The organism is Carboxylicivirga longa (assembly GCF_050589825.1).
GTDB classification, from domain to species: Bacteria; Bacteroidota; Bacteroidia; order Bacteroidales; family Marinilabiliaceae; genus Carboxylicivirga; species Carboxylicivirga longa.
Genome location: NZ_JBNGOZ010000021.1, coordinates 47,079 through 72,276, shown reverse-complemented (window position 1 = coordinate 72,276; position 25,198 = coordinate 47,079). Strand labels below are relative to the sequence as shown.

Annotated in this window: 22 protein-coding genes; 17 read left to right on the top strand and 5 right to left on the bottom strand. The window is 44.9% G+C overall.

Annotation, left to right across the window (positions count from 1 at the left end; translation table 11 throughout):
- The first annotated feature begins 253 nt into the window (after positions 1-253).
- The 3 genes from ACRD7A_RS15715 to ACRD7A_RS15705 all read left to right on the top strand — a co-directional run bounded on the left by ACRD7A_RS15715 (position 254) and on the right by ACRD7A_RS15705 (position 4,688).
- A complete protein-coding gene (locus ACRD7A_RS15715; RefSeq protein WP_430812088.1) occupies positions 254-1,612 on the top strand; it encodes an MFS transporter in 1,359 nt (452 codons plus the stop codon).
- Between the two features lie 9 nt (positions 1,613-1,621).
- On the top strand, positions 1,622-2,284 hold the full coding sequence (pgmB, locus tag ACRD7A_RS15710; protein ID WP_430812087.1) for a beta-phosphoglucomutase: 663 nt from the start codon (positions 1,622-1,624) through the stop codon (positions 2,282-2,284).
- A gap of 88 nt (positions 2,285-2,372) precedes the next feature.
- Positions 2,373-4,688, top strand: coding sequence for a family 65 glycosyl hydrolase domain-containing protein (locus ACRD7A_RS15705; protein WP_430812086.1), 2,316 nt, complete (start codon positions 2,373-2,375; stop codon positions 4,686-4,688).
- Positions 4,689-5,394: 706 nt separating this feature from the next.
- Here the strand turns inward: ACRD7A_RS15705 and nhaD are convergent.
- Both nhaD and ACRD7A_RS15695 read right to left on the bottom strand, forming a co-directional pair.
- Positions 5,395-6,768, bottom strand: coding sequence for a sodium:proton antiporter NhaD (nhaD, locus tag ACRD7A_RS15700; RefSeq protein WP_430812085.1), 1,374 nt, complete (start codon positions 6,766-6,768; stop codon positions 5,395-5,397).
- A 90-nt stretch (positions 6,769-6,858) separates the two neighbouring features.
- On the bottom strand, positions 6,859-7,188 hold the full coding sequence (locus tag ACRD7A_RS15695) for a hypothetical protein (protein ID WP_430812084.1): 330 nt from the start codon (positions 7,186-7,188) through the stop codon (positions 6,859-6,861).
- 231 nt (positions 7,189-7,419) lie between these two features.
- On the opposite strand from ACRD7A_RS15695, the gene ACRD7A_RS15690 reads away from it, so the two are divergent.
- The 8 genes from ACRD7A_RS15690 (at position 7,420) to ACRD7A_RS15655 (ending at position 15,115) form a co-directional block, all read left to right on the top strand.
- A complete protein-coding gene (locus ACRD7A_RS15690; protein ID WP_430812083.1) occupies positions 7,420-8,037 on the top strand; it encodes a DUF4294 domain-containing protein in 618 nt (205 codons plus the stop codon).
- A gap of 69 nt (positions 8,038-8,106) precedes the next feature.
- Positions 8,107-8,727: a recombination mediator RecR gene (gene recR, locus ACRD7A_RS15685; protein ID WP_430812082.1), complete on the top strand. Its 621-nt coding sequence runs from the start codon at positions 8,107-8,109 to the stop codon at positions 8,725-8,727.
- Between the two features lies 1 nt (position 8,728).
- Positions 8,729-9,181, top strand: coding sequence for a hypothetical protein (locus ACRD7A_RS15680; protein WP_430812081.1), 453 nt, complete (start codon positions 8,729-8,731; stop codon positions 9,179-9,181).
- 12 nt (positions 9,182-9,193) lie between these two features.
- Positions 9,194-9,625 (top strand): BT0820 family HAD-type phosphatase, encoded by a 432-nt coding sequence (locus ACRD7A_RS15675; protein ID WP_430812080.1) that lies wholly within the window; start codon positions 9,194-9,196, stop codon positions 9,623-9,625.
- 41 nt (positions 9,626-9,666) lie between these two features.
- A complete protein-coding gene (locus ACRD7A_RS15670) occupies positions 9,667-10,836 on the top strand; it encodes a glycosyltransferase family 2 protein (protein ID WP_430812079.1) in 1,170 nt (389 codons plus the stop codon).
- Positions 10,837-10,945: 109 nt separating this feature from the next.
- Positions 10,946-12,529, top strand: a complete 1,584-nt coding sequence (locus tag ACRD7A_RS15665; protein ID WP_430812078.1) for a hypothetical protein — start codon at positions 10,946-10,948, stop codon at positions 12,527-12,529.
- Between the two features lie 166 nt (positions 12,530-12,695).
- Positions 12,696-14,603, top strand: a complete 1,908-nt coding sequence (locus tag ACRD7A_RS15660; RefSeq protein ID WP_430812077.1) for a tetratricopeptide repeat protein — start codon at positions 12,696-12,698, stop codon at positions 14,601-14,603.
- The gene (locus ACRD7A_RS15655; RefSeq protein ID WP_430812076.1) at positions 14,603-15,115 is read left to right on the top strand and encodes a GNAT family N-acetyltransferase; all 513 of its coding nucleotides are present in this window, start codon (positions 14,603-14,605) and stop codon (positions 15,113-15,115) included. The genes ACRD7A_RS15660 and ACRD7A_RS15655 overlap by 1 nt, the downstream gene beginning before the upstream one ends.
- Here ACRD7A_RS15655 and ACRD7A_RS15650 read toward each other — a convergent pair.
- Positions 15,081-15,572, bottom strand: a complete 492-nt coding sequence (locus tag ACRD7A_RS15650; protein WP_430812075.1) for a type I restriction enzyme HsdR N-terminal domain-containing protein — start codon at positions 15,570-15,572, stop codon at positions 15,081-15,083. The two genes, ACRD7A_RS15655 and ACRD7A_RS15650, sit on opposite strands and share 35 nt — an antisense overlap.
- Before the next feature lie 137 nt (positions 15,573-15,709).
- On the opposite strand from ACRD7A_RS15650, the gene ACRD7A_RS15645 reads away from it, so the two are divergent.
- The 5 genes from ACRD7A_RS15645 (at position 15,710) to ACRD7A_RS15625 (ending at position 19,715) form a co-directional block, all read left to right on the top strand.
- Entirely contained in the window at positions 15,710-16,486 is a 777-nt protein-coding gene (locus ACRD7A_RS15645) for an AMP nucleosidase (RefSeq protein ID WP_430812074.1), read from the top strand.
- 106 nt (positions 16,487-16,592) lie between these two features.
- Positions 16,593-17,594 (top strand): DNA polymerase III subunit delta, encoded by a 1,002-nt coding sequence (gene holA, locus ACRD7A_RS15640; RefSeq protein ID WP_430812073.1) that lies wholly within the window; start codon positions 16,593-16,595, stop codon positions 17,592-17,594.
- A gap of 121 nt (positions 17,595-17,715) precedes the next feature.
- Positions 17,716-18,327 carry a rhomboid family intramembrane serine protease gene (locus tag ACRD7A_RS15635; RefSeq protein WP_430812072.1) on the top strand — a complete coding sequence of 204 codons (612 nt, stop codon included), beginning with the start codon at positions 17,716-17,718 and terminating at the stop codon, positions 18,325-18,327.
- A gap of 1 nt (position 18,328) precedes the next feature.
- Positions 18,329-18,829, top strand: coding sequence for a D-glycero-alpha-D-manno-heptose-1,7-bisphosphate 7-phosphatase (locus ACRD7A_RS15630; RefSeq protein ID WP_430812071.1), 501 nt, complete (start codon positions 18,329-18,331; stop codon positions 18,827-18,829).
- Positions 18,822-19,715: an aminotransferase class IV gene (locus ACRD7A_RS15625; protein ID WP_430812070.1), complete on the top strand. Its 894-nt coding sequence runs from the start codon at positions 18,822-18,824 to the stop codon at positions 19,713-19,715. Before ACRD7A_RS15630 ends, ACRD7A_RS15625 begins: the two co-directional genes overlap by 8 nt.
- Here the strand turns inward: ACRD7A_RS15625 and ACRD7A_RS15620 are convergent.
- A complete protein-coding gene (locus tag ACRD7A_RS15620; protein WP_430812069.1) occupies positions 19,672-20,256 on the bottom strand; it encodes a YqgE/AlgH family protein in 585 nt (194 codons plus the stop codon). The genes ACRD7A_RS15625 and ACRD7A_RS15620 overlap by 44 nt on opposite strands.
- Positions 20,257-20,560: 304 nt before the next feature.
- On the opposite strand from ACRD7A_RS15620, the gene ACRD7A_RS15615 reads away from it, so the two are divergent.
- On the top strand, positions 20,561-22,486 hold the full coding sequence (locus tag ACRD7A_RS15615; protein WP_430812068.1) for a Na+/H+ antiporter NhaC family protein: 1,926 nt from the start codon (positions 20,561-20,563) through the stop codon (positions 22,484-22,486).
- A gap of 186 nt (positions 22,487-22,672) precedes the next feature.
- Here ACRD7A_RS15615 and ACRD7A_RS15610 read toward each other — a convergent pair whose 3' ends face one another.
- On the bottom strand, positions 22,673-25,096 hold the full coding sequence (locus ACRD7A_RS15610; protein WP_430812067.1) for an alpha-ketoacid dehydrogenase subunit alpha/beta: 2,424 nt from the start codon (positions 25,094-25,096) through the stop codon (positions 22,673-22,675).
- Between the last annotated feature and the right edge of the window lie 102 nt (positions 25,097-25,198).

Below are 25,198 nucleotides of genomic sequence, written 5' to 3'. Positions count from 1 at the left end.
ACATAGGCAAAAACACCACAACAAACAAAAGCAGTAGTATTGCTAATTTTATCTTAAGTTTGTTGTGGAAAAATTAGAGAACTTGCTTACCTGCTGATACCTTTTTTACGATGCTTATAAGCACTTTATAAGTAAAAGGTGTTTATTGTACCCCTATTTTAATAAGAACATGCCTGCGGCACATTTACGCATTAAATATGCAATGCCTGTAATGTGTTCCACAAGTTATGTTCATGCATAAACAAAAGTAATTATGAAGCAATTACCAAAGTTATCATTTTGGCAAATATGGAACTTAAGCTTTGGCTTTTTGGGTGTACAGTTTGGCTTTGCCTTGCAAAATGCCAACGCCAGCCGCATCTTAACCAGTCTTGGTGCCGATCCGCATAACCTGTCCTTTTTCTGGTTGGTAGCCCCTATAATGGGGCTCATCGTTCAGCCGGTTGTGGGAGCAGCCAGCGACAACACCTGGACACGCATTGGCCGGCGTTCGCCCTATATATTAGGGGGTGCCATTGTATCCATGATTGCCATGTTTTTCATGCCCAATGCCCCGCTGATAATGAAAGCTGGTGGTGCCGGTGTTCTGTTTTTTGGTGTGGCCATGCTGGCCCTTATGGATGGCTCGTTTAATGTTACTTTTCAGCCCTTCAGAGCTTTGGTGGCCGATATGACACCGGAAGAACAACGTAACATTGGCTATTCGGTACAGAGCTTTTTAATTAACACAGGTGCTGTTATTGGCTCGGCCCTGCCTTTTATCTTAACCGCTGCCGGCATTGCCAACGAACCCGAGGCAGGTAAGGTAGCTCCTTCAGTCATCTGGTCGTTTTACATTGGCGGTTCTTTATTATTGGTCAGCGTGCTGGTCACTGTTTTTAAAACCAAAGAGTATCCACCGGCTGAATTTGAAGCCTACAAGAACATTACCGAGGAAGATAAGGAGCAGAAGGACAGTTTCTGGAAACTCTTGTTCAACATGCCTAAAACGATGCGCCAACTATCCATCGTTCAGTTGTTTTCCTGGTTTCCCCTCTTTTTATTGTGGGTATATGCCACTACGGCCATTTCGCAGCACCACTTTGGAGTGCCCATCGATTTTAATGCGGAAACAGAAACCAATGAAACCATTCTGAAAGCCTTCAACGAGGCCGGTAACTGGGTGGGTATCTGCTTTGCGGTGTATAGCGCCGTGGCAGCCCTCTTCTCAACCCTGATGCCCTGGTGTATCAAGCGCAGCAGTCGCAAAACGGTGTATGCCGGTGCCCTCCTGCTGGGAGGAATCGGCTATGTCTCCACCTACTTTTTTAGCAGTCAGTATATGCTGTTAGTATCGATGGTAGGCATTGGCATTGCCTGGGCAGCCATACTGGCCATGCCCTATGCCATCCTATCCGGCTCCTTGCCACCCAAACGCATGGGCATTTACATGGGACTGTTTAATCTTACCGTGGTAGTGCCGCAGATACTCAGTGGTATTATCGGAGGCCCCATATTAAGAAGTCTGTTCAAGGGCGAAGGCATCTACGTGTTGATCATGGCCGGTATCATCATGATGCTGGGAGCCATTATGGTAGCTTTTGTGAAAGCTGAAAGTGAAGCAAACGAATAAAACAAAGGGATGGGAAAGATAAAAGCATGTTTATTTGATTTAGACGGTGTTATTGTGGACACTGCCAAGTATCATTACATTGCCTGGCGTGCCCTGGCCAATGAGCTTGGTTTTGAGTTCACTGAAGCAGATAACGAGCAACTTAAAGGCGTAAGCCGTATGAGGTCATTGGACATTTTGCTGGGCATTGGAGGCATCACCCTCAGCGATGCTGAAAAAGAACGGCTGGCAGAAAAAAAGAACGAGAATTATCGCCGCTACATTCTTCAGATGCAACCCGATGAAATACTACCCGGTGCCAAAGAGCTACTGCTTGAGCTGAAAGAAAAAGGCATTCGCATTGCCTTGGGATCGGCCAGTAAAAATGCCATGACGATACTTGATCGGCTGGAGCTGACTGATCTTTTTGAAGCCATTATTGACGGCACCAAAGTGAGTGAGGCAAAGCCCAACCCCGAAGTATTTCTGAAAGGAGCGGCCGAACTGGGCGTTTCGCCAGAAGCATGTGTTGTTTTTGAAGATGCCGAAGCCGGTGTGGAAGCAGCCTTGGCGGGTAAGATGCGCTGTGTGGGCATTGGCTCGCCCGATATTTTGGGTAAAGCCAACCTGGTGATTGATGGTCTGCATCAGATGAGCTATACCAGGCTAATGACACTGGGCAGTGATGAATAATGCGTGATATGACCGCCTTAACGAAAGGCCTAATAACCGTAAGTCATATCCCCAAATCGCAGGTGTTTAAAATTTTAAACCAATTACAATGAAAGAATACTTAAAACACGATGAGTGGTGCATCATAGAAGAGGGCTTCAACCCTGAAAATCATCAATCCTCTGAAAGCATTTTCAGCTTGGGCAATGGTAAAATGGGACAGCGGGCCAATTTTGAGGAGGCCTATTCGGGTCCGTCATTGCAAGGCAGCTATATAGCCGGCATCTACTACCCCGATAAAACACGCGTGGGCTGGTGGAAAAATGGCTATCCCGAGTATTTTGCCAAAGTATTGAACAGTCCTAACTGGATTGGCATCGATGTGCAGATAGAGGGTCAGCAGCTGGATTTATTCACCTGTAAGACCGAGAATTTTACACGTACCCTCAATATGAAAGAGGGCTATCTCCAACGCTCCTTCACCGCTACCCTGCCCGATGGCAAAAAAATTAGCGTACATGCCCAGCGCTTTGTCAGCATGGCCGACACTGAGAATGGTGCCATCCGCTATGCGGTGACCCCACTTAACTTCGATGGCAACATTACTTTTACAGCCTACCTCAATGGCGACGTGAAGAATGAAGACGCCAACTACGATGAGAAGTTCTGGAACATATTAAATACTGAGGCATTATCCGATGAAGCATACCTGGTGACTGAAACCAAGAAGATAGGCTTTCGCGTAGCCTGTGGCATGAAAATAAGAACCACACTGAATGATGCTGCCATCGTATGCAATGCCGGTCATGAAGCACAAGACGGTTATGTGGCCAGCAAGGTGTCACACACTGTAAAACAAGGGCAGTGCTTCACCCTGGAAAAAATTGTAGGTGTTACCAGCTCACTGAACTACGATAAGGATGTCGTGCTTGATGCTTGTAAAAAAATAACTGAAGCAGGGTTCGGCAAGGGTTTCGACACATTGCTTGAAGAACATATTAAAGTATGGGCCGAGAAATGGGTGCACAGCGATATTCGCATTAAAGGCGATGTGGCGGCACAACAGGGCATACGCTTCAATATTTTCCATCTTAACCAGACCTATACGGGAGAGGACGAACGCCTGAATATTGGTCCCAAAGGCTTTACAGGCGAGAAATACGGGGGTTCAACCTACTGGGATACCGAGGCTTACTGCGTTCCTTTCTTTATTGCCACCGCCCCGGCAGAGGTAACACGCAACCTGCTGATATATCGCTACAAACACTTACCCCGTGCCATTGAAAATGCGGCCAAGCTGGGCTTTACTAATGGAGCTGCCCTCTACCCCATGGTAACCATGAACGGTGAAGAATGCCATAACGAATGGGAGATTACCTTTGAAGAAGTGCATCGTAACGGCGCCATTGCCTTTGCCATTTATAATTATATCCGCCACACCAACGATGAAGCTTACCTGGCACAGTACGGTCTGGAAGTATTGCTGGGCATTTCCCGTTTCTGGAGTCAGCGGGTTAGCTATTCGGAAAAGCGCCAAAAATACGTAATGCTGGGCGTTACAGGTCCCAACGAATACGAAAATAACATCAACAACAACTGGTACACCAATAAAATGGCGGTATGGTGCCTTAAATACACGCTTGAAGCCCTGGCAAAAGTAAAGGCCATGGATGAAGGCAGATACAAATCCATCATCAGTAAAGCCGCCTTTGACTATGAAGGAGAAACACCGCGCTGGAAAGATATAATTGAAAAGATGCACTTTCCCTACAACGAGAAGCTTCAGGTGTTTATGCAACAAGATGCTTACATGGACAAAGAGCAGAGGCTGGCTGATGATCTTAAGCCGGAGGAGCGCCCTATTAACCAATACTGGTCGTGGGATCGTATATTACGCAGCTGCTTTATTAAGCAGGCCGACACGCTGCAGGGCATTTATGTATTCGAGGAGGAGTTTGATATGGCTACCATACAGCGTAACTTTGAATTTTACGAGCCCCGCACGGTACATGAATCATCACTATCGCCCTGTGTGCATGCCATACTGGCGGCCAAAATAGGCAACAATGAGAAAGCCTATGAGATGTATCTGCGCACCTCGCGCCTTGACATTGACGATTACAACCACGAGGCACACGAGGGCTTGCATATTACCAGCATGGCCGGTACATGGATGGCCATTGTGGAAGGATTTGGCGGTAAACGCGTTCACGACGGGCAACTGTTTCTGAACCCCATCATTCCGGCTCAGTGGCAGGAATATTCCTTCCGCATTGCCTTTATGGGCAACGACCTGGAGGTTGTGGTCAACAGCAAAAGAGTAAACATCATTTCCCACGCTGAGAAAGCGGTTAAGCTAAAGGTATATGGCAAGTCCATTACCGTTCCACCCCATCAATCTGTAATGGTGGATATTAAGCACTAGAACTTTAAAATATTTAACGGAACGGTTGTCTGGTACAAGGTATTTATAAAAGAACCCTTCCTTAAAAAGTTCATTAATTACTATGCCCGCAGGTCGAGATTATTCAAGACTTGCGGGCTTTTTAAATTCCAATAATCACTTAAACGCATAATGGATACGAAAATGCATTAACCAGGTAGAATAATAGTCGTTAAAAAAGGAAATCGAACTTATGATTTTTTGTGGCAAACGACAAAACCCGAAGAAACTTAAATATTAACAGCTAAAGGCTGCCACGATCCACTTTGAGTGGTACCGGCTCTTAATATGCCGCTTTGAAGTAAAACACGACGACGGGGCAATGATAAATCAGGGACGATTAGTGCCCACGCCGTCGTGCATCAAAAAAGAAAAAATGATACTAATACAATCCGATAAACAATCGGATTAGCAGAACAATTACAACCAGGGCAACAACAATTACCCAGGAGGTTGTTAAAGGACAGTAAGTACTGTGTTCATTTTGCGATGAGATATCAATGTGCTTCATCTGTTTATTATTTGAAAGGGCTGCATACACTTAAAAACTAGTAGTTAGTTTTGAAAAGTTCTATAAATAACTATTTACGGAACGAACCTTACAGGCGATTGGCGGTAGAGCACCGTTCCTCAATACCTTTTGAACACTCTACTAGACAAAAGCACGCTTAGCCCATAGAAATTACCATTAAAATAATTGACACTGCAGGTAGTAGGCCAAAGCACCTGCCAGATAACCACATAAAGCAATCCAGCTAATACGCCGCAGATACCATAAAAAGTTAATGCGCTCAAGACCCATGGCGGCTACACCGGCTGCTGAGCCAACGATAAGCAAGCTACCGCCGGTACCGGCACAGTAGGCCAGGAATGTCCAAAACTGACCATCCTGAGCAAAACTGGCAGCTGCCCCCGCAGCTTCGGCCGGTGCAATGGCATACATGCCCATGGAAGCAGCTACCAAGGGTACATTATCCACCACCGATGAAATAACCCCAATAAGCAGGTTTGTAGCATAGAGATTATGCACAGTATCATCGAGCCATGTAGCCAATAAATCGAGGTGCCCGGCCGACTGCAATGCTGCCACGGCACTTAGCACACCCAGAAAAAATAATACGGTGGGTATATCCACTGCCTTTAGAGCCGCCGTAACTGTCAGTGTACGCTTATCAGCAGTACTGCGACGCTTCAGATAGCGGTCGGTCATTATCCATAGCACCGATAAGCCCAGCAACATACCCACGAAAGGCGGCAAGTGAGTAATGGTTTTAAATACCGGCACTGAAACAAGAGCCAAAGTACCTACAACCAACATAAACATTTGCTCCTGCCGGGTAGTAAACTCATCTGTTTCGCTGGCCGGAAGCTGAGGTTTCACAGCCTGAACTTTAACAATATAAACACTAAACAAAGTGGTGGCTACCACCATATTAACAAGGCTAGGAAACAACAAAGCGCCGATAATATGCGCCGAAGTAACTTGTCCGCCAATCCATAGCATAATGGTGGTAACATCGCCAATGGGCGAAAAGGCACCTCCCGCGTTAGCCGAAATAACCACTACACTGGCAAAGATCCAACGATTTTGGGGTCGTGAAATAATCTTACGCAACACGGTGATTAGTACAATAGTAGTAGTGAGGTTATCGAGCACAGCCGACATAAAAAAAGTTAACAAACTAATAACCCAAAGCAACCGCTTTACATTAGAACCATCAATGCGATCCGTTATCACCTTAAAACCCTGATACTTGTCCACCAACTCCACAATAGTCATGGCACCCACAAGAAAAAACAAGATGGAGGAAATCTCTGAGAGATGATGAAAAAGCTCGTGGTGCGTTATAAATTCAAGCACATTGCCATTATTATTGGCTACAAAATCGTTCCAAGCCACGCTGGCACCATTGGCCAGTATTTCCTGACCACCAATGGCATAAATAGCCCAGAGGAGTGTACCGATGAGCAAAGCTGTTGCTGCCTTGTTAATTTCATTAACATGCTCAAACACAATAAATCCATAGCCTACAACAAAGACTATTAACATTAAATAAAACATAATATAGCTTTTCTAAAAGTTTGACTTTTAGTTATTTTAAAGAGAAATGAAGATGAAATGAATGCCGATATAAAACAATCAGCTATTCAACTATAAAGGAGGTGAGGTATCGGCCTCAAAAAGAATGAGTGATCCACACGGAAGAGATCCCTCCTGATTATCATTGCGTGGAGTACAATAATTGGATAAGCCTTGTCCTTCGCCAATCGGATAAAAGGAACCTGCGTCTATTTCATATTCTGCCTGGTATTTAAACGCATCGGCAACCATCACCTTGTCACTATCAGCGGCATAAAACCACTGAGATGGATCCCCATGTGCCGATGCAGCTGCATCCACCTCATCGGTAGTTGCCATGGCAACATCGAAGGTGAAAACAACGAACAAAAGGTATAAAAATATGTTCCAGGCTTTGGACATCTGCTAAAATTGAGCCGGCAAATGTAGGGCATTTTTTTAAATACCATCAATAAAAGGAAAATATATTAACCAACATTAAGAATACCCACTTCATCCAATATCTCATAATAACCTATATAACAACTCGATACTCCTCCTCACTAAACATACAAACGTCGTAATACCATTGAACGTTGAAAATACCTGCTCAGGATTTTGCCAAACTCCTGTTTTAGCATTTATTTTTGCAGTATGGTTCAGGGCACGAAATATAAAATACCAAAACGCATACTTATTGTCTGCTTTTGCCTGGCTTTTATCAAGCAGTCCACTGCACAGGAAGTTGCCGATTCCATTCACCTGCTGATAAAGCACCGCATTATCAATAACGACACGATTCCGCATGTCAACCTGAACGAGGTAGCGGTAATTCCCTCCTATCGTTTCAAAAATAAACGCCACAAAAAGCGCTATGGCCGTATGGTGCGCAACATTAAAAAGGTACTACCCTACGCCCGTAGTGCGAGCCACAAAGTGAGAGAAATAAACACGCATTTAAACACCCTACACTCTGAAAAGGAGAAAAAAGCCTACCTGAAAGAGGCCGAAAAATCCCTCTTTAATGAATTTGAACAGCCCTTAAGAAAATTAACTTTCTCACAAGGTCGCCTGCTTATTAAGTTAATCAACCGCGAAACAGGCGATACCACCTACGAACTGATTAAACACTTCAAAGGTGGATTCTCAGCATTTTTCTGGCAGGGAATAGCCCGCCTCTTTGGAGCCAATTTAAAGGCAGTATATCAGAAAGATGAAGATGATAAAATGATTGAACACATTATCATGCTCATCGATAATGGCATCATCTAATTACAGTAATCTTGGCCTGTACAAAGCATTCTTTACTATCTTTAGGGCCTAATAATTAATTGCAGATACATGACACCATCATCCTATCCTTCCAGGCTGCTGGAAAGTGCCGTTAATGAGTTTGCTAAGCTACCCGGCATCGGGAAGAAAACAGCCCTGCGCCTTGTGCTATATCTTTTGAAACAGGATAAGGAGCAGGTGTTTAAGTTTGCCGATACCCTGCACCACATGCGGCAGTATATTATGTACTGTCAAAGCTGTCATAATATATCTGATAGCGAAACCTGTGCGATATGTGCCGATGCAGAGCGCGACCATGGTCTTATCTGTGTAGTTGAAAGCATACGCGATGTAATGGCCATTGAAAGCACTCAGCAGTATAGAGGCATTTACCACGTGTTAGGTGGGGTGATCTCTCCCATGGATGGCATTGGACCCGATGACCTGACCATAGGTCCGTTGGAGGAAAAAATTAAAGCCGGCGGTGTGAAAGAAATTATTTTTGCACTGAGCACCACCATGGAAGGGGATACAACGAATTTTTACCTCTACAAAAAATTTGAGAAATATAATATCGAAACCACAACCATTGCACGTGGCGTGTCCATCGGCGATGAACTGGAGTACACCGACGAAGTGACCCTGGGTCGATCATTGGTGAACCGACTACCTTTTGAAAAAACACTTTAATATGAGCGCTCAAAAAACTTTAAAACAAATCCGGCTGATTTATTTTATCGTCGTTATCTTACTGGCTGTTTTTGCGGCCCTGTCATTCGTTTTCATAACAATGAATGGTCGCGCCTTCCCCATGGATCCGGGGGCTGAAAACAATCTGAAGTCACTGATTATAGTACTGGCACTGGCCGGTATTCCTGCAAGTTATATGTTTCACAACCGTAAAGTGAAACACATTAACCAAGGACTCAGTACTGAACAGAAACTACAGCAATACCGCATGGCCTATTTTATTAAGATCATGACACTGGAAGGCATATCGCTACTGAGCCTCCTGGCCTACTTAATGATCGGCAATATCAACCAAATAATGATATTTGGACTGGTCTACCTGTTTCTGGTACTTAATTATCCGAAAAAAAGTAGCATTTTTGAAGAACTTAACATTGACGCATCTGATTTATAACACAAAAACTTTATGCTTATAGCGGTTGACTTTGACGGCACCATCGTCGAACACAAATACCCTGCCATTGGCAAGGAGAAAATATTTGCCTTTGAAACGCTCAAATCCCTCCAAAGCAAGGGACACCTTCTTATTCTGTGGACCATACGCACCGGAAAACAATTGGATGAGGCAGTAGAATTTTGCCGTAAGCATGGCGTGGAGTTTTATGCTGTCAACAGAACTCACCCTGAGGAAGAGATGGACCAAGGCATCAGCCGCAAGGTCAATGCCGACATTTTTATTGACGATCGCAATGTTGGGGGCTTCATGGGCTGGGGCGAAATATGGCAGTGGATTAACAGCCAGGCGCCCGATGATGAAAAGAAAGACTTTCAGCAACGTTACTATAGAGCAGAAAGAAAAACCTTCTGTGGCTTTTTACAAGCCTTGTTCTGTCGCTAATAATTAAACTGTAAGGCTATCAATACTGAGGAAGCATCATCATGAATCCAGCAAGCGTCGATTTATCCATTATCATAGTCAGCTTTAATGCACCTGATTTCTTAAAACTTACGCTTGATTCTGTTTTAGCAGCAAAGGGAGCGCTCTCCATTGAAATTATTGTGATTGACAATGCCAATAACCCGGGGATCATCCAACTACTCAAGCAAAAATATCCCAAGGTAAAAATCCTACCTAACACTCAAAACCTGGGCTTTGCCAAAGCTAACAACCTGGGACTGAAGGTTGCCAAAGGACGACTTGCCCTTTTGCTAAACCCGGACACACTAGTTGCTGAAGATACTTTTGAAATCCTTATTAAGTATTATAAAGAACACCTTAATACAGCCGGACTGGGCGTTATGATGCTGAATGGAACCGGTCGCTACCTAAAAGAATCAAAACGTGGTTTTCCCACCCTCTCGGTTGCTCTTTATAAACTAATGGGTCTTTGCAAGGTATTTCCGCATAGTCCTGTTTTTGCAAAATATTACGAGGGGCACCTTGATAAAAACAAGAAAGCCCAAGTAGATGTATTATCCGGTGCATTTCTGGCAATGCCACGACAACAAAACGGCAGCTTTACCTTACTGGATGAGGCTTATTTTATGTATGGTGAAGACATTGACTTATCGTACCGTCTTAGCAAGAAAGGCGGTCATAATATTTACCTGCCACAAGCACCCATTATTCACTTTAAAGGTCAGAGCACACCTAAAAATCCCCACACCATCTTTCACTTCTACCATGCCATGTGGCTGTTTTACAAGCAGCACCTCATGGCAGAAAAATCAGTGACCACCAATATTTTAGTCAGACTAAGCATTAAAAGTATAACAGCTCTCAAACAACTGCGCATAAAAGTTGGCAAATCAGCGAAAGAAACGTCCATTAAGCTGAATAACAAAAATCTTAATCTTATTTCAAACAACAAAGATCTGCATGCCACACTGCAAAAACAGTTAAATACACACATTTCTCTTTATTCATCACCCCCAAAGAGCTCCAAAGGAGAAATCACCCTGTTTGAGTTGGGGGCCATCCCCTACAAACAAGTTATTAACACACTTAAAAACAAGCGTGGTAGCTACGGTTTTATCACAGAAGACAAAACCAGCCTGATTGTTTGTCTGGATAGTAAAAATAAAGGCACCATTATCCCCCTTTCCTAAAAAAGGAAATAAACAAAAAGAATTCATTTTAAGTTATTTACTTGTCTGTCATCAATGATTTTCGCAATTTTAATGCAATAATTTTGACCACAGGCTAATAACTTTACCCATGATAAAAAAATTTCTCCCCATTTTCTTATGTCTGCTCGTAAGCATCCCAGCAATAGCCGATAAAAAACCCCGCAAAAAAGACTTTATACAGATTGAAAACCTGATTCAGATCGACAATTTCACGCAAGCAAACGAGCATATCCAAACACTACAGAGAAAATACCCCGATGATCCCTACCTATATTTACTTGAAGGCATCTGCCTGTTAAATATTGATGGCAAAATTGCGCAGGCCATCACTCCCCTAAAAAGCGCCAAGGCTCATTACGGACTCTATCAGCGACGTAACGAAAAGGCACTCCAGGCTAACATTCTTCTGGCACAGGCCTTTCATCTGAATGAGCGTTTTGAGGATGCACTTAGCCTGTTAACACAGCTTCGTGACACAGTTCCTACTAAGTATAAGGACCTGCACCAACAGCTAATTTTGCACATCAACTATTGCAACAATGCTATCGAACTGAAAAAACATCCTGTAGATTTTAGAATTAGCAACCTGGGGCAGGCTATCAACACTGAGTACGATGAGCATAGCCCTATTATATCAGGCGACGAAGGCACACTTCTGTTTACCTCCAACCGGCGAGGTTTTTCCACTTCAAGCAGCTACACCCTTTACCCTGAAGATATATACAGCAGTAAGTGGCGCGAAGGAGCCTGGCTCCCCTCAGTCAATGCCGGCGCAACCATCAACAGCAATAATTATGATGCAACATGCAGCCTTAGCCCGGATGGTCACACCATGATAATTTATCGTAATAATGGGCAAGGGGATTTGTACATTGCCGAGTATGATAAAGAGAAATGGGGATCGGCCCAGAAACTGCCCAAGCCCATCAACAGCAACCACGAGGAATCGCACGGCAGCCTGTCGGCCGATGGCAATACCCTGCTTTTCACAAGTAATCGCCCCGGTGGATTGGGCAAAAAAGATATTTACATGGCGCAACGGCTGCCCAACGGAACCTGGGGCAAAGTAAGCTTATTGAGTAACACGGTCAATACTCCCTTGAACGAAGAAAGCCCCTTTCTGTCCTACGATGGAAAGACCTTATACTTTGCATCAGAAGGCCATAACTCCATGGGTGGCTATGATATTTTCAAATCGGAGCACGATGATAAAGGACAATGGCAACCCGCTGTTAACATCGGCTACCCTATCAACACTGCCGGTGATGATCTTTTTTTCATTCCCACACCAGACGGGCAGCGTGTCTATTTTGCCTCCGATCGAAAAGGCGGCTACGGACGAACCGATATCTACATTATCGAGTTTCCCAAAACAGATGAACGAAGTCTGGCACTAGTATCAGGTTTTCTATTTACCGAAGAGGGGCAACCTGCTGCCACGGCAGAAATAACGATACACGAGGCGGTCAGCGGTACGCTGGTGGGCACCTACAAGCCAAGGGAGCAAAATGGCAAATACACACTGATATTACCTACTGGAATACGCTACCGAATGACCATTCGTACGCCAGGACTCAGCACAATAACACGGGAGATTGAACTACCCTACCGCAACAATTACATCAGCCGCGATGCTGCCGTTTACCTGGAACCAATGGTGTTAAAAAAATGAAGGCAATACCAACAGCATGCTTCCACCTGTCCATACGGTATCAATGCCTGATTCATGCGGGTAAAGGGCACGTTGATAAAAAACAACACCTAGAACAGCAGGCAGCTGCCTATTTTTAATTATTTTGCAAAATTCTTTTTATAACCAAACTCTAAGTACATAAGGTATGATACAACCAAAGGCTCTCATAATGGCTCTTTTGCTGGTCCTTACCCGGCTTACCCTGGCCCAGTCCGATGCAAAAATTGATAATAAAACCTTTAATGCGGCTGTAAGACTGGCCGATGATGAAGCATTTGACGAAGCTATTGACTTATTTTCGCAACTACTGAAGGAAGCTCCCAACAACATTCCCATTCTTTACAACTTGGGTAATTGTTATCTCAACACTTCCGATGGTCCTGATACAGCCATTGTATATTTCGAAAAAGCCTTTCACCTGTTACAAGAGGAGGAAAGGATTGGCGACCTCGGTGTTGATCTTCAGTTTTCGATAGGTAAGTCTTATCAGCACCTTTACCAACATGATAAAGCCATCGCAACATACGAGGCACTGATTGAAATGCTTCCACCGGCCGACGAGTTGCTACGTCAGGATGCCCTGCGTGAAATAGAGATCTGCGAAAATGCTATTCAGCTAATGCAATCACCTGTTGAACTGAAGGTGAAGAACCTAGGCTCGGGCATCAACTCCAAATACGATGACCACAGCCCCTTAATCACGGCCGACCAAAACCTACTACTCTTTACCTCGCGCCGCGCTTCCAGCTACAGCGAAAAACTCTTCGACGGCCAATATGCTGAGCGCATCTACAGTGCCACCAAAGATGATGCGGGGTGGGAAAAAGCCAAATCGCTTAAAGAGCTCTTTAAACGTGCCGGACACGAGGCCGCAGTTGGATTATCAGCCGAAGGTAGTGAAATGATTATCTACCGTAATGATGTGGATGGCGCTAACCTTTACACTTGCCTGTATGATGACGATACGTGGAGCGAACCCATAAAGATGAAAGACCCCATCAACTCAAAATTTGATGAGACACACGCGACAGCAACAGCAGATAAGCAAACTATTTACTTTACGAGTAACCGCCCTGAAGGATTGGGTGGCCTCGATATTTACCGGGTACGCAGGCTTCCCAACGGACAATGGGGCAAGGCTGAAAACATGGCGGCTTTCAACACTCCTTTCGATGAAGAAACACCCATACTGCATCCCAACGGCAAAGTAATGTATTTCAGTTCCGAAGGTCATAATACCATGGGGCAATTCGACATTTTTTATAGTGTAATGGACAAGGAAGGCAACTGGGGACCCGCTATCAACATGGGATATCCCATCAATACGCCCGATGACGAATTCTTTTTTGTCCCTACTACAACACCCAACATTGCCTATTATGCTTCTGCGCGTTACGATGATAATCTGGGTGGCTCCGACATTTACCGCATAGAATATGAAGAACCGGAAGTCAACCGACTGGCCGTGCTTAAAGGCAGCCTTGCTGCCTCAGATGATGCACCCATCGAAAACGTAATCATCAATGTGACAGATGAAGCAACACAGCAGACCATCGGTCAATATCGCCCCCACCCCGGCACAGGTAAGTATGTGTTAATACTTGAAGCAGATGGTAAATACAAGATAGAATATGGGGGCAACGGCTTTAAAACCCAACAGCGCACTATTGAAATCAACCGTGAAATGACTTATAAAAACAGTAGCAAAGCCTTCGAATTTAACGACATTATGCTGGCAAGTGTAGCGCCCGCTCCTGTAGATGACAAGGTAGCTACTGAAGTTACTTATGACATTAGTGATGGCATACCCTATTACACGGTGCAGATTCTATCGCTTAAAAGGCCTGTTGCTTCTTATGCGGTATTTAAAAACCTGGAGCAGGACCTCATCAAAGCCTATCAATGCAAAGACGGCTTCTACCGCTATGCCTATGGAACTTTTAAAGGCTACAAAGCAGCCCTCAAGGCTAAAGAGAAGGTGTTAAAAACAGGACTATGGCACGATAGCTTTGTGCGCGACATCAAACAATACGATTCATTGATTAAACAATAATGCAACAAGAGGAAATACTACTAAGAGCCCTTGAGCCGGAGGATATCGACCTCCTTTATCAATGGGAAAATAATATGGAAATATGGGAGGTGAGCAATACGCTCACCCCTTTTTCTAGGCACCAGCTAAAAACCTATATTGAGCAGGCACAACTGGATGTTTTTCAAACCAAACAACTGCGACTTATTATTGAGCTTGAGACATCTCACACAGCGGTTGGCATGATCGATCTCTTTGACTTTGATGCCTTTCATCAGCGGGGTGGCCTGGGCATTATTATACACCGCAACTACCGACAAAAGGGCTATGCACGTCAGGCACTGGAACTATTTACTACCTACTGCTTTAACAACCTGGCGCTTCGTCAGCTTTATGCCAACATTAGCATTAACAACACAGCCAGTCTTGCCCTTTTTGAACAAGCGGGCTTTGAGCGCGTGGGCATTAAGAAACAATGGCGAAAAACCAAGGATGGCTTCATCGATGAGTGTCTATACCAGCGTCTCCGTTAGGGAGGCCATAGACCTCGGCCGCATTAGGTATAGCCTTTAACAACTCATAATTACCCTGCGCATCCAACAGGCGGGCACAATAGTGCTGCAAGCCATTGGTCACCACTAGATAATCTACATCTAAGCGGGTATTATAGCGTGCCGCCTGGTTAAAAACAGCACGTGTAAGGGTCACGCCGGGTGCTTTACATTCAACAATAAGCGCCGGCTTTCCTTTCTTGTTATACAAAACAATATCGGCACGCTGACGCAGACCATTGACCTTCACCAACATTTCAACCGCTACTAAGCCCGGTGAGAACCCCAGGTGATTAACCAGATAATGGATAAAATGCTGACGCACCCATTCCTCGGGTGTGAGAGCCACATATTTCTTGCGCACCTCATCAAACACCTGAAGGCGTGAACCCGATTGTTTCGTTTTAAAAGCTACTGCCGGTAGATTAAGTTGCTGCATCGACCATTTTTTTCAACAAAATAAATCAAATTAAACAGAAAAAGTTACCTTAGCGTAAGAAATAAAACGCTGCACAGCGCGCTTTATGTGCGCATGCCGGACGTATTCATGACCGGGTTAACCTTAATAGTTTTTTCATGAAGACCAAAAAAGAAATTGTTGACAACTGGCTTCCCCGATACACAGGCCGGAAGCTTGAGGATTTCACACCCTACATACTGCTCACCAACTTCAACCATTATGTGGAGTTATTTTCAGAGTGGTACAATGCTCCCATTGTAGGCCGCAACGGCAATATGCCCAACTGTAGCGCCAATGGCATCACCATTATTAATTTTGGCATGGGAAGCCCCAATGCCGCCACCATGATGGATTTATTAAGTGCCATTGCCCCCAAGGCCGTGCTATTTTTAGGCAAATGTGGCGGACTAAAAAAGAAAAATGAACTGGGCGACTTTGTTTTACCCATCGCGGCCATACGCAGCGATGGTACATCGGATGATTACCTGCCACCCGAAATACCGGCACTACCCGCCTTTAGCCTTCAGCGCGCCGTATCCAGCGCCATCCGCGATAGTGAAATGGACTACTGGACCGGAACCGTTTTTACCACCAACAAACGCGTGTGGGAGTACGACGAGCGCTTTAAGAAATACCTGGAGAAAACACGTGCTATGGCCATTGACATGGAGACAGCCACCATTTTTACGGTCGGTTTTTACAACCACATACCCACCGGTGCACTATTACTCGTATCGGACCAACCCATGATATCAGCGGGTGTAAAAACATCGGCAAGTGATAAAATAGTGACCGAAAACTATGTTCATAAACACATTCAATTGGGTGTTAAGGCACTTACAACCATCAAAAACGGTGGCAAATCCGTAAAACATCTTCGCTTCGACAGCTAGTGAAAGAATAAAAAGGACAAAACCTACCGGATGACACCGCCTATTGATATCGTATGTTGTCATCCGGTAAGTTTTATGAAAGATAACAGACCTTTGAGGAAGTAAAATGACTTTTGAGCAGATAATACAGGAACTAAAGCAAAAGACGTATCGTCCCATCTATTTTTTAATGGGTGACGAAGGTTATTTTATCGATAAGATAACCAATTACATTGCCAATAATGTGCTAAGTGAAGAAGAGAAAGGTTTTAATCAAACCATTCTGTATGGGAAAGATGTGGACACCACAGATATTATACACGCAGCACGCCGGTATCCTATGATGTCGCAATATCAGGTAATTATTGTTAAGGAAGCTCAAAATATTCAGAAGATAGAGGATCTGGAAGTTTATGCCAACAATCCGCTGAAATCGACCATACTAGTCATTAATTACCGATATAAGACCCTGGATAAGCGTAAGAAGTTTTACAAGAGTGTTGCCAAAAACGGTCTACTATTCGAAGCCAAGAAGCTATATGATAATAAGGTGCCGGAATGGATCAACTCCTATCTGCGCAGCAAAGGCAAAAGTATTGAACCCAAAGCATCGGCACTGCTCACAGAATGCTTGGGTAATGACTTATCGAAGATTACCCATGAGCTGGATAAACTGGAGATTGCCATTGGTGCCTCGGTGAAGCAGATTACAGCCGACCATATTGAAAAAAACATTGGCGTAAGCAAAGACTACAATAATTTTGAGTTACAAAAGGCCGTGTTAAACAAAGACATTGCTAAGGCCAATAAAATCATCCTGGCCTTTGGCAAAAACCCGAAAGCCTACCCCATTCAAATGACCACCGTAACGCTTTTTGGCTACTTCCAAAAGTTATTGGCCTATTATTACCTGCCCGACAAATCGAAAAATGCCATCGCCTCAGCCCTTAAGATCAATCCTTTTTTTGTAGGGGATTATACTCAGGGAGCCCGCAATTATCCTGCACGAAAAGTGGTTGAAATCATCAGCCTCATCCGAGAGTACGACATGAAATCAAAAGGGTTTGGCAGCGCCACCACCGAATCGGGTGAACTATTGAAAGAACTGGTCTTTAAAATAATGCACTAAATAATTATTAATTGTGAAGGGTAATTGGTGGATGATTAATTATAATTAATCAATTAACCATTAACAACGAATCATTGAGAATTAACCATTAACAACTGACAATTAACCATTAAAACACAACATGGATATTTCAATTATCATCATCATAGCCATCAGCGCCATCAGCATTGCAGGCTTTAGTCAGCCCGAGCTGATTTACAAATATCAGTTTAACGCCTGGCAAATTAAGGAGCGTAAGGAATATATACGTTGGATCAGTCATGGCTTCTTTCATGGAGGATGGATGCACCTGTTGATTAATATGTTTGTGCTATGGTCCTTTGGCCGCTCGGTACAGATCTATTTCATGCAAAGCTTGCCCGGCAACAGCAAGCTCATTTTTCTATTGTTCTTTTTATCTGCCATTGTAGTATCAAGCATCTATTCTTTTCTAAAAGAGAAAAACAACTATAATTACAACGCCATTGGCGCATCCGGTGCGGTATCAGCAGTTGTATTTGCGAGCATCTTATACGACCCCTTCCGCATCATCTACTTGTACTTCATACCTGTTCCGGGCATTGTCCTGGGCATTGGCTACCTCGTCTATTCGCGGGTGATGTCCCAGCGCAATGTTGATAACATTGGACATGATGCACATTTTTGGGGTGCTGTTTATGGCTTTGTATTTCCAATACTACTTAACCCGGCTTTACTACTTCACTTTTTCAACGAACTAATAAGAATATTCTAATATGGGCAACAAAGCCGTTTTTATCGATCGCGATGGCGTTATCAACAATGATGAAGGCCACTATTACATCTACAAATTCAAAGATTTTAAACTGAATAAGGGCATTATAGAAGGTCTGAAACAACTTCAGGATGCCGGATATAAATTAATTGTCATCACCAATCAGGGGGGCATTGCCAAGGGCGAGTACAGCGAAGATGATGTGGAAATTTTACACGGGCACTTCCTGCAACTGATGTTCGATAACGATATTCGCATCACCGATATTTATTACTGTCCTCACCACGACAGCGTGGAGGATTGTGATTGCCGCAAGCCCAAGCCTGGCATGATTGTACAAGCACTTGAAGAGCACGGTATTGACAAGAGTCGTTCTTACCTGATAGGCGATGCCGACAGAGATGTGGAAGCCGGCCAAAAAGCAGGATTAAAGCAGTGCTTTAAGATAGAGAAGAACAGTTCCATACTACCCGTTTGCGCAGCCATTTTAAACGATGAATAATAGCGAAAGAAGCGTTCTACTCAACGGCATTATCAAATCTGCTGACGAGGCTATTCTAAGCAGTTCAAACCGGGCTTTCCGCTATGGGGATGCCCTGTTTGAAACTATGCGATGCGTGCAGTTGAAAGCACTGTGGTTTAACGATCATTATCAGCGTTTGCTTAACGGTATGGCGCTGTTAAAAATGGACATTAAATCACTACCAACTGCATATCTTCTTCAGAGAGAAATCAGTAAGCTGGTACGCCTAAATAAGATATATGGCGATGCACGTATTCGGCTAAGCGTATTTCGCGAGGACGGCGGGCTTTACACCCCACAAAGCAATCGTGTAAACTGGCTGATTGAAGCATCTCCGCTGGCAACGAGCGGCTACACCCTGAATACAAAAGGGCTGTTAACAACCATCTATCAAGATGAAACAAAAGCCATCAAACATTTGGGGCAATTCAAATCAGCCAACGCCTTATTTTTTGTACTGGCCGGTTTATATAAAGCAGAACAAGGGTTGGATGATGTGTTGATTATGAACGAGCATCACCAAATTATCGAAGGCTTGGCCTCCAACCTGTTTTGGGTGCATAACGATCAGATTTATACGCCACTGCGTTCATCGGGCTGTGTTGACGGTATTATGCGCAAACAAGTTATCCGGCTGCTGAGAGCCGATGGGTATACACTACATGAAGTGGCGGGAACCGATGAAGCTACTTTGATGAATGCCGATGAGATTTTTCTGAGCAATGCGATACAGGGTATTCAGTGGGTGGTGGGTCTAAATGAGAAACGTTACTTCTGTCGGGTAAGCAAAACGATCAGCCGCCTGCTCAACAAGGCCATGATTAATTATACGTTGGATTCTCCGGAAAATTCGTCCAGGCCTTAAATACGTCACCCAAATCTTCCATGGCCTGCTTCCATATGTGATCAATGTTATCGTCCATTACCATGGCATCCTTTGCTTCAGCAACAATCCATGAGTTTTCCTTGATCTCACCTTCCAGCTGTCCGGGCGACCAACCTGAATAACCGGCAAAAAACTTAACCTGAGTATAATCGGCCACGCCGGTATTTATCATGTCCTTAACCACATCAAAATCGCCACCCCAGTAGAGGGTATCGGTTATTTTAACGGCTCCCTGGATTTGATCGCCCAGGGTATGAATAAAATAGAGCGTATTGGAGGATACGGGTCCGCCCACATAAAGCTCCCCCTTGAAGTTAAACAAGTCCTCTATGACCTCATCAGGATAAAGCTCTGATGATTTATTAAGCACAAAACCCACCGCACCCTCTTCGCTATATTCGGTTAAGAATACGATGGAACGATTAAAATAAGGTCCCTGTAAAAAAGGCTCGGCAATGAGTATGCGCCCTTTGGCAGGCTTTAATCCGGGCTTTTGTACTTTGAATATGTCAAAATTCATGCTTTTCATCGACTCTATTAACTTCTACTTTATTTTAAATGTAACATTTTTAGACGAAGTTTGGACGTATCAGCCTGCTTTTTTTCTCTATCGATAACTTTAAATGACGGTTAATTCCTCTCCCTCATCTAAGATTTATGGCAAGGACTTCAGTAGCTAGTATTGTTAAATAAATTTAACACATCTTCAAATGCATTTCAAGCATTTAAGTGATTTTTAACACTTTCCGCACTCTATTACCTGGCCTTACACTTGACCTGATTGTTCAGATTCACTTATCTTCGCAGCAAAAAAATTAACTTCGATGATGCGCAGGCAATCCACTTTACGTTTTTCCTTTTTCATTACCTTTTTCCTACTCGTAAGTTTTGGCATTAGGGCCAATGATGCTGATGACTCCAATATTATCTTACCACCGGCCGTGATGAAAGATGTTGTAAGCACCTTACGCATACAGCAAACTACACCGGGCGAATTTGTAAGCCCCACCCTACTGATTGATGGGGTTAAGAGAAGCCTAAAGCAAGATGATGAAGGCTTTTACCTGGATTATACCTTCACCCAAGAAACAGAAATACAGCTAATACAGCAGAGCCGTATCGAAAGCAAAACCATCAAGCCTATTCCGCTCTGGTTGTCACTCCTACCCCCGCTTATTGCCATTATTATGGCATTAATCACCAAAGAGGTGTTTTCCTCCCTTTTTCTAGGCTTACTGATCGGCACCACCGTGATCTATAAATATGCCGGAGCCGGCGTTATCATGGCATTTTTTAAGGGTGCCTTTGCCATTATCGACACCTACCTGATGCAGGCCCTCTTAAGCCAGGAACACCTTTCTATCATCATCTTCAGCATGTTAATTGGCGGCATGGTCACCCTCATATCGCTCAACGGCGGAATGCGTGGGGTGGTCAATATTCTGTCGCGCTATGCCAATAATCGCCGCTCAGGACAATTCATCACCTACCTGATGGGCTTACTCATCTTTTTTGATGATTATGCCAATACCCTTGTGGTGGGTAACACCATGCGTCCGGTAACCGATAAACTGAAGATATCGCGCGAGAAACTAGCCTATCTGGTCGATTCCACCTCGGCACCCATTGCTGCCATTGCCTTTATTACCACCTGGATTGGTGCTGAGCTCAGCTACATACAACAGGGCGTGGCCGAAATTGGCCTTGAAACTTCGGCGTACGCTGTGTTTCTGCAATCCCTGAAATACTCCTTCTATCCTTTACTCACCCTACTGTTCATTGGACTACTAATATGGCAGAACCGTGACTTCGGCCCCATGCTGAAGGCAGAAAGACAAAGCGTGAACACCCCGCGTGAGGAAGCCAAAAAGAAAGGACGATCACCCCAGATTATGAAGGAGCTGGAGATGGCAGACGATGTAACACCCCGCTGGTTCAATGCGGTGATACCGGTACTGATTGTGGTGCTGGGCACCCTGGCCGGCTTAATATATACAGGGTGGGACGTAACAGTATGGGGCGATGCTTCGCTTAATTTTACCACCAAACTATCGAAAACAATCGGTGATGCCGACGTATTCAATGCCCTTATATGGTCTTCGCTAGCCGGTGTGTTTGCCGCTCTATTGCTCACCACAGCCCAGCGTATTCTTAGCCTAAAGGAAAGCATTGACGGCCTTATCAATGGTTTTAAAACAATGTTTCATGCCATCCTGATTCTCTCATTGGCCTGGTCGCTGGCGCTGCTTACCGAGCACCTTCACACGGCTGAATTTATCACCGGCATACTGAGTGCCATTAATATCAGTCCGGAATTTATCCCGGCGCTTACCTTTGTTTTCTCGGCCATCATTGCCTTTAGCACAGGCTCCAGCTGGGGTACCATGGCCATCATCTACCCGCTTATTCTGCCGGCTATCTGGAAGATTGGATTGGAAGCAGGGATGGATACAGACGCTATTCTGCCTCTTTTCTACAATGCCGTATCGTGTGTGTTGGCCGGTGCCGTACTGGGCGACCATTGCTCACCCATCTCAGACACCACTATACTTAGCTCACTGGCCTGTTCGTGCGATCACATACACCATGTGCGCACACAAATGCCCTATGCGCTACTGGTTGGATCCGTGGCCTTGCTCGCAGGCACACTGCCTGCCGCCTTTGGCATACCGGTTATCTACTCCTACCTATTGGCTATTGCCCTGTTGTTTGCCTTCATCCGGCTAAAAGGGAAGACCGTAGCGGGTTGATAGTGAGGTTTGAGTAACGAGAGGTGAGCAGGGAGTGCAAAGAAGAAAGTAATGAGTGGCAAGTACAGAGTAATGAGACTGGCTTACAAAGCACTAACAAACAAAAGACCTTAGCATCAAGCTAATATATTGCATTTTACTTGATGCTAAGGTCTATATTTTATCTTCCAGATTATCCCCTATCGTTTAATAGATGGATGGGAAACGTTTGGGATCAAACTCAGCCATGAGTGCATAGATGGTCTCATACACGTCTTCGGCACTGGGATTACTAAAATAATCACCATCGGTGCCATAGGCAGGCCGGTGATCCTTGGCCGTCACCGTTTTGGGCGATGCGTCGAGGTGATAGAAAGCGCCTTGCTCCTCCACAACCTTATGCATCATATAGGCGGTGGCACCGCCCGGCACATCCTCGTCGAAGAATACTACCCGATTGGTTTTCTTCACCGATTCCAGTATCACACCCTGCACATCGAAGGGCAACAAGGTTTGAACATCAATCAACTCCACCGAGATGCCGATATCAGCCAGCTGACTAACAGCATCCTGCGCAATTCTTACGCAAGAGCCATAGGTTACGAGCGTCACATCTTTACCTTCCTGCATAATTTCGGGCACGCCCAGCGGAATTTTAAACTCCCCAAGGTTATTAGGCAGTTTTTCGCGCAGGCGATAGCCATTGAGTGGCTCAATCACCAGGGCCGGATCATCGGCGGACAGCAGGGTGTTATAAAAGCCGGCGGCACGGGTCATATCGCGAGGCACACATACATACACGCCCCGTATGGAATTGATGACCATACTCAGGGGTGAACCACTGTGCCAGATACCTTCCAGACGGTGCCCCCGAGTACGCACAATCACCGGTGCCTTCTGTCCATTCTTGGTGCGGTAGCGTGTAGTGGCTAAGTCATCGCTCATGGTCTGCAAAGCATAGAGCAGATAGTCGAAATACTGTATCTCGGCAATGGGTCGTAACCCTCGTAACGCCAGACCAATGCCTTTGCCCAATATAGTGGTCTCACGAATACCTGTATCCCGCACACGCATATCACCATATTTCTCTTGCATACCCTCCATGGTTTGATTTACGCCCCCTAAAAAGCCGGTATCTTCACCAAAGGTGACCACTCTGGGATCGGCAGCGAAGAGTCGATCAAAGTTATCTCGTAGTATTTCACGGCCGGTCACAGACTTTGCCTCGTTATCGTAGGCAGGCGGTACCGACTTCACTGCAAGTGCTGCATGCTCATCCTCACAGTAGAGCCAGCGCGTGTAATTTTCACGTCCTTCTTCGTTGTATTTCTTCACCCAGTCTTTCAGACGCGATTTCATACTACCAGGTTTTTCACAGCCGGCACAATAATGGCGCAATACCTTACGGGCAGCACTCAGTATCTCCTTGCGATTGAGTGCCAGTGATGACTTAAGCTCCGTTACAATACCATCAATCTTATCCTGCTTAATATCACTACAGGCACACTCCTTCTGCGTGATAATGGCCAGCAAAGCATCCCGTTCGGCTTTAAACGCATCCATAAATTCCTTATAGGCGGCCTTCTGCGCCAACCTAACTTCTTCGAGCGCTGTTTCTTCAATGGCCGTCAAATCATCTTCGGTAGCCAGCTTGCTGTCCAGCATCCACAGGCGCATTTTGTGCAAGCCATCGTGTTCCTTTTCCCACTGCAGGCGCTCGGCTGATTTATAGCGTTCGTGCGAGCCACTGGTAGAGTGTCCCACAGGCTGGGTCAGCTCCTCCACATGAAACAAAACGGGTACATGTTCTTCACGGCAGCGTTTAATACCTTTTTCATACATCTGACACAGGCCGGCATAGTCCCAACCCTTGGCGGTATAAATAAGCATTCCATTTTTATCCTTGGAGCCTTTTTCAAACCCCCGCATGACTTTGCTGATACTCTCTTTTGTAGTCTGCACTTTTTTAGGCACCGATATACCGTAGCCATCATCCCAAACCGATACGGCCATGGGTATTTGCAATACACTGGCGGCATTAAGCGTCTCAAAGAAGTGCCCCTCTGAAGTACTGGCATCGCCAATGGTACCAAAGGCCACTTCGTTACCGTTGTTACTAAACTGATCGAAGGGCTTTAACGCCGGGTTATTGCGGTAGAGCTTTGACGCCATAGCCAGCCCCACGAGGCGAGGCATCTGGCCTGCCGTGGGAGAGATATCCGAAGAGCTACACTTCATTTCGCTCAAACGCTTCCAGTTGCCTGCATCGTCAATCAGGCGGGTGCCAAAATGATTATTAAAGGAACGTCCTCCGTTGTCTGGGTTCAGATCCGTTCGTGTTTCGCCATACAGCTGAGCAAAAAACTGCTTGGGTGTCATCATGCCGGCCGCCAGGATAAAAGTCTGATCGCGATAATATCCCGATCGCCAGTCACCCTTTTTAAACTGCTTGGCCATGGCAATCTGCGGTAATTCTTTCCCATCGCCAAAGATGCCGAACTTAGCCTTCCCCCCAAGCACTTCCTTGCGGGCCAAAAGACTCATATTACGGCTCATACAGGCTATTTTGTAGTCGTTATGCACTTCTTTTTTAAATTCAGCAAAGCTGAGCTCGCTTACTTCTACCGACATATTTATGATTTTTACTGTTTTTAGTTGCTAGGACACAAAATTACTAAGAATGTGTCATTATTTACGGGCAACTATCAAACATCTGAAGCACATCGTTTGTTT

Coding starts and splice junctions, on each gene's coding strand:
- ACRD7A_RS15715 (WP_430812088.1), top strand. CDS start 254: ATGAAGCAATTACCAAAGTTATCATTTTGGCAAATATGGAACTTAAGC.
- pgmB (WP_430812087.1), top strand. CDS start 1,622: ATGGGAAAGATAAAAGCATGTTTATTTGATTTAGACGGTGTTATTGTG.
- ACRD7A_RS15705 (WP_430812086.1), top strand. CDS start 2,373: ATGAAAGAATACTTAAAACACGATGAGTGGTGCATCATAGAAGAGGGC.
- nhaD (WP_430812085.1), bottom strand. CDS start 6,768: ATGTTTTATTTAATGTTAATAGTCTTTGTTGTAGGCTATGGATTTATT.
- ACRD7A_RS15695 (WP_430812084.1), bottom strand. CDS start 7,188: ATGTCCAAAGCCTGGAACATATTTTTATACCTTTTGTTCGTTGTTTTC.
- ACRD7A_RS15690 (WP_430812083.1), top strand. CDS start 7,420: ATGGTTCAGGGCACGAAATATAAAATACCAAAACGCATACTTATTGTC.
- recR (WP_430812082.1), top strand. CDS start 8,107: ATGACACCATCATCCTATCCTTCCAGGCTGCTGGAAAGTGCCGTTAAT.
- ACRD7A_RS15680 (WP_430812081.1), top strand. CDS start 8,729: ATGAGCGCTCAAAAAACTTTAAAACAAATCCGGCTGATTTATTTTATC.
- ACRD7A_RS15675 (WP_430812080.1), top strand. CDS start 9,194: ATGCTTATAGCGGTTGACTTTGACGGCACCATCGTCGAACACAAATAC.
- ACRD7A_RS15670 (WP_430812079.1), top strand. CDS start 9,667: ATGAATCCAGCAAGCGTCGATTTATCCATTATCATAGTCAGCTTTAAT.
- ACRD7A_RS15665 (WP_430812078.1), top strand. CDS start 10,946: ATGATAAAAAAATTTCTCCCCATTTTCTTATGTCTGCTCGTAAGCATC.
- ACRD7A_RS15660 (WP_430812077.1), top strand. CDS start 12,696: ATGATACAACCAAAGGCTCTCATAATGGCTCTTTTGCTGGTCCTTACC.
- ACRD7A_RS15655 (WP_430812076.1), top strand. CDS start 14,603: ATGCAACAAGAGGAAATACTACTAAGAGCCCTTGAGCCGGAGGATATC.
- ACRD7A_RS15650 (WP_430812075.1), bottom strand. CDS start 15,572: ATGCAGCAACTTAATCTACCGGCAGTAGCTTTTAAAACGAAACAATCG.
- ACRD7A_RS15645 (WP_430812074.1), top strand. CDS start 15,710: ATGAAGACCAAAAAAGAAATTGTTGACAACTGGCTTCCCCGATACACA.
- holA (WP_430812073.1), top strand. CDS start 16,593: ATGACTTTTGAGCAGATAATACAGGAACTAAAGCAAAAGACGTATCGT.
- ACRD7A_RS15635 (WP_430812072.1), top strand. CDS start 17,716: ATGGATATTTCAATTATCATCATCATAGCCATCAGCGCCATCAGCATT.
- ACRD7A_RS15630 (WP_430812071.1), top strand. CDS start 18,329: ATGGGCAACAAAGCCGTTTTTATCGATCGCGATGGCGTTATCAACAAT.
- ACRD7A_RS15625 (WP_430812070.1), top strand. CDS start 18,822: ATGAATAATAGCGAAAGAAGCGTTCTACTCAACGGCATTATCAAATCT.
- ACRD7A_RS15620 (WP_430812069.1), bottom strand. CDS start 20,256: ATGAATTTTGACATATTCAAAGTACAAAAGCCCGGATTAAAGCCTGCC.
- ACRD7A_RS15615 (WP_430812068.1), top strand. CDS start 20,561: ATGATGCGCAGGCAATCCACTTTACGTTTTTCCTTTTTCATTACCTTT.
- ACRD7A_RS15610 (WP_430812067.1), bottom strand. CDS start 25,096: ATGTCGGTAGAAGTAAGCGAGCTCAGCTTTGCTGAATTTAAAAAAGAA.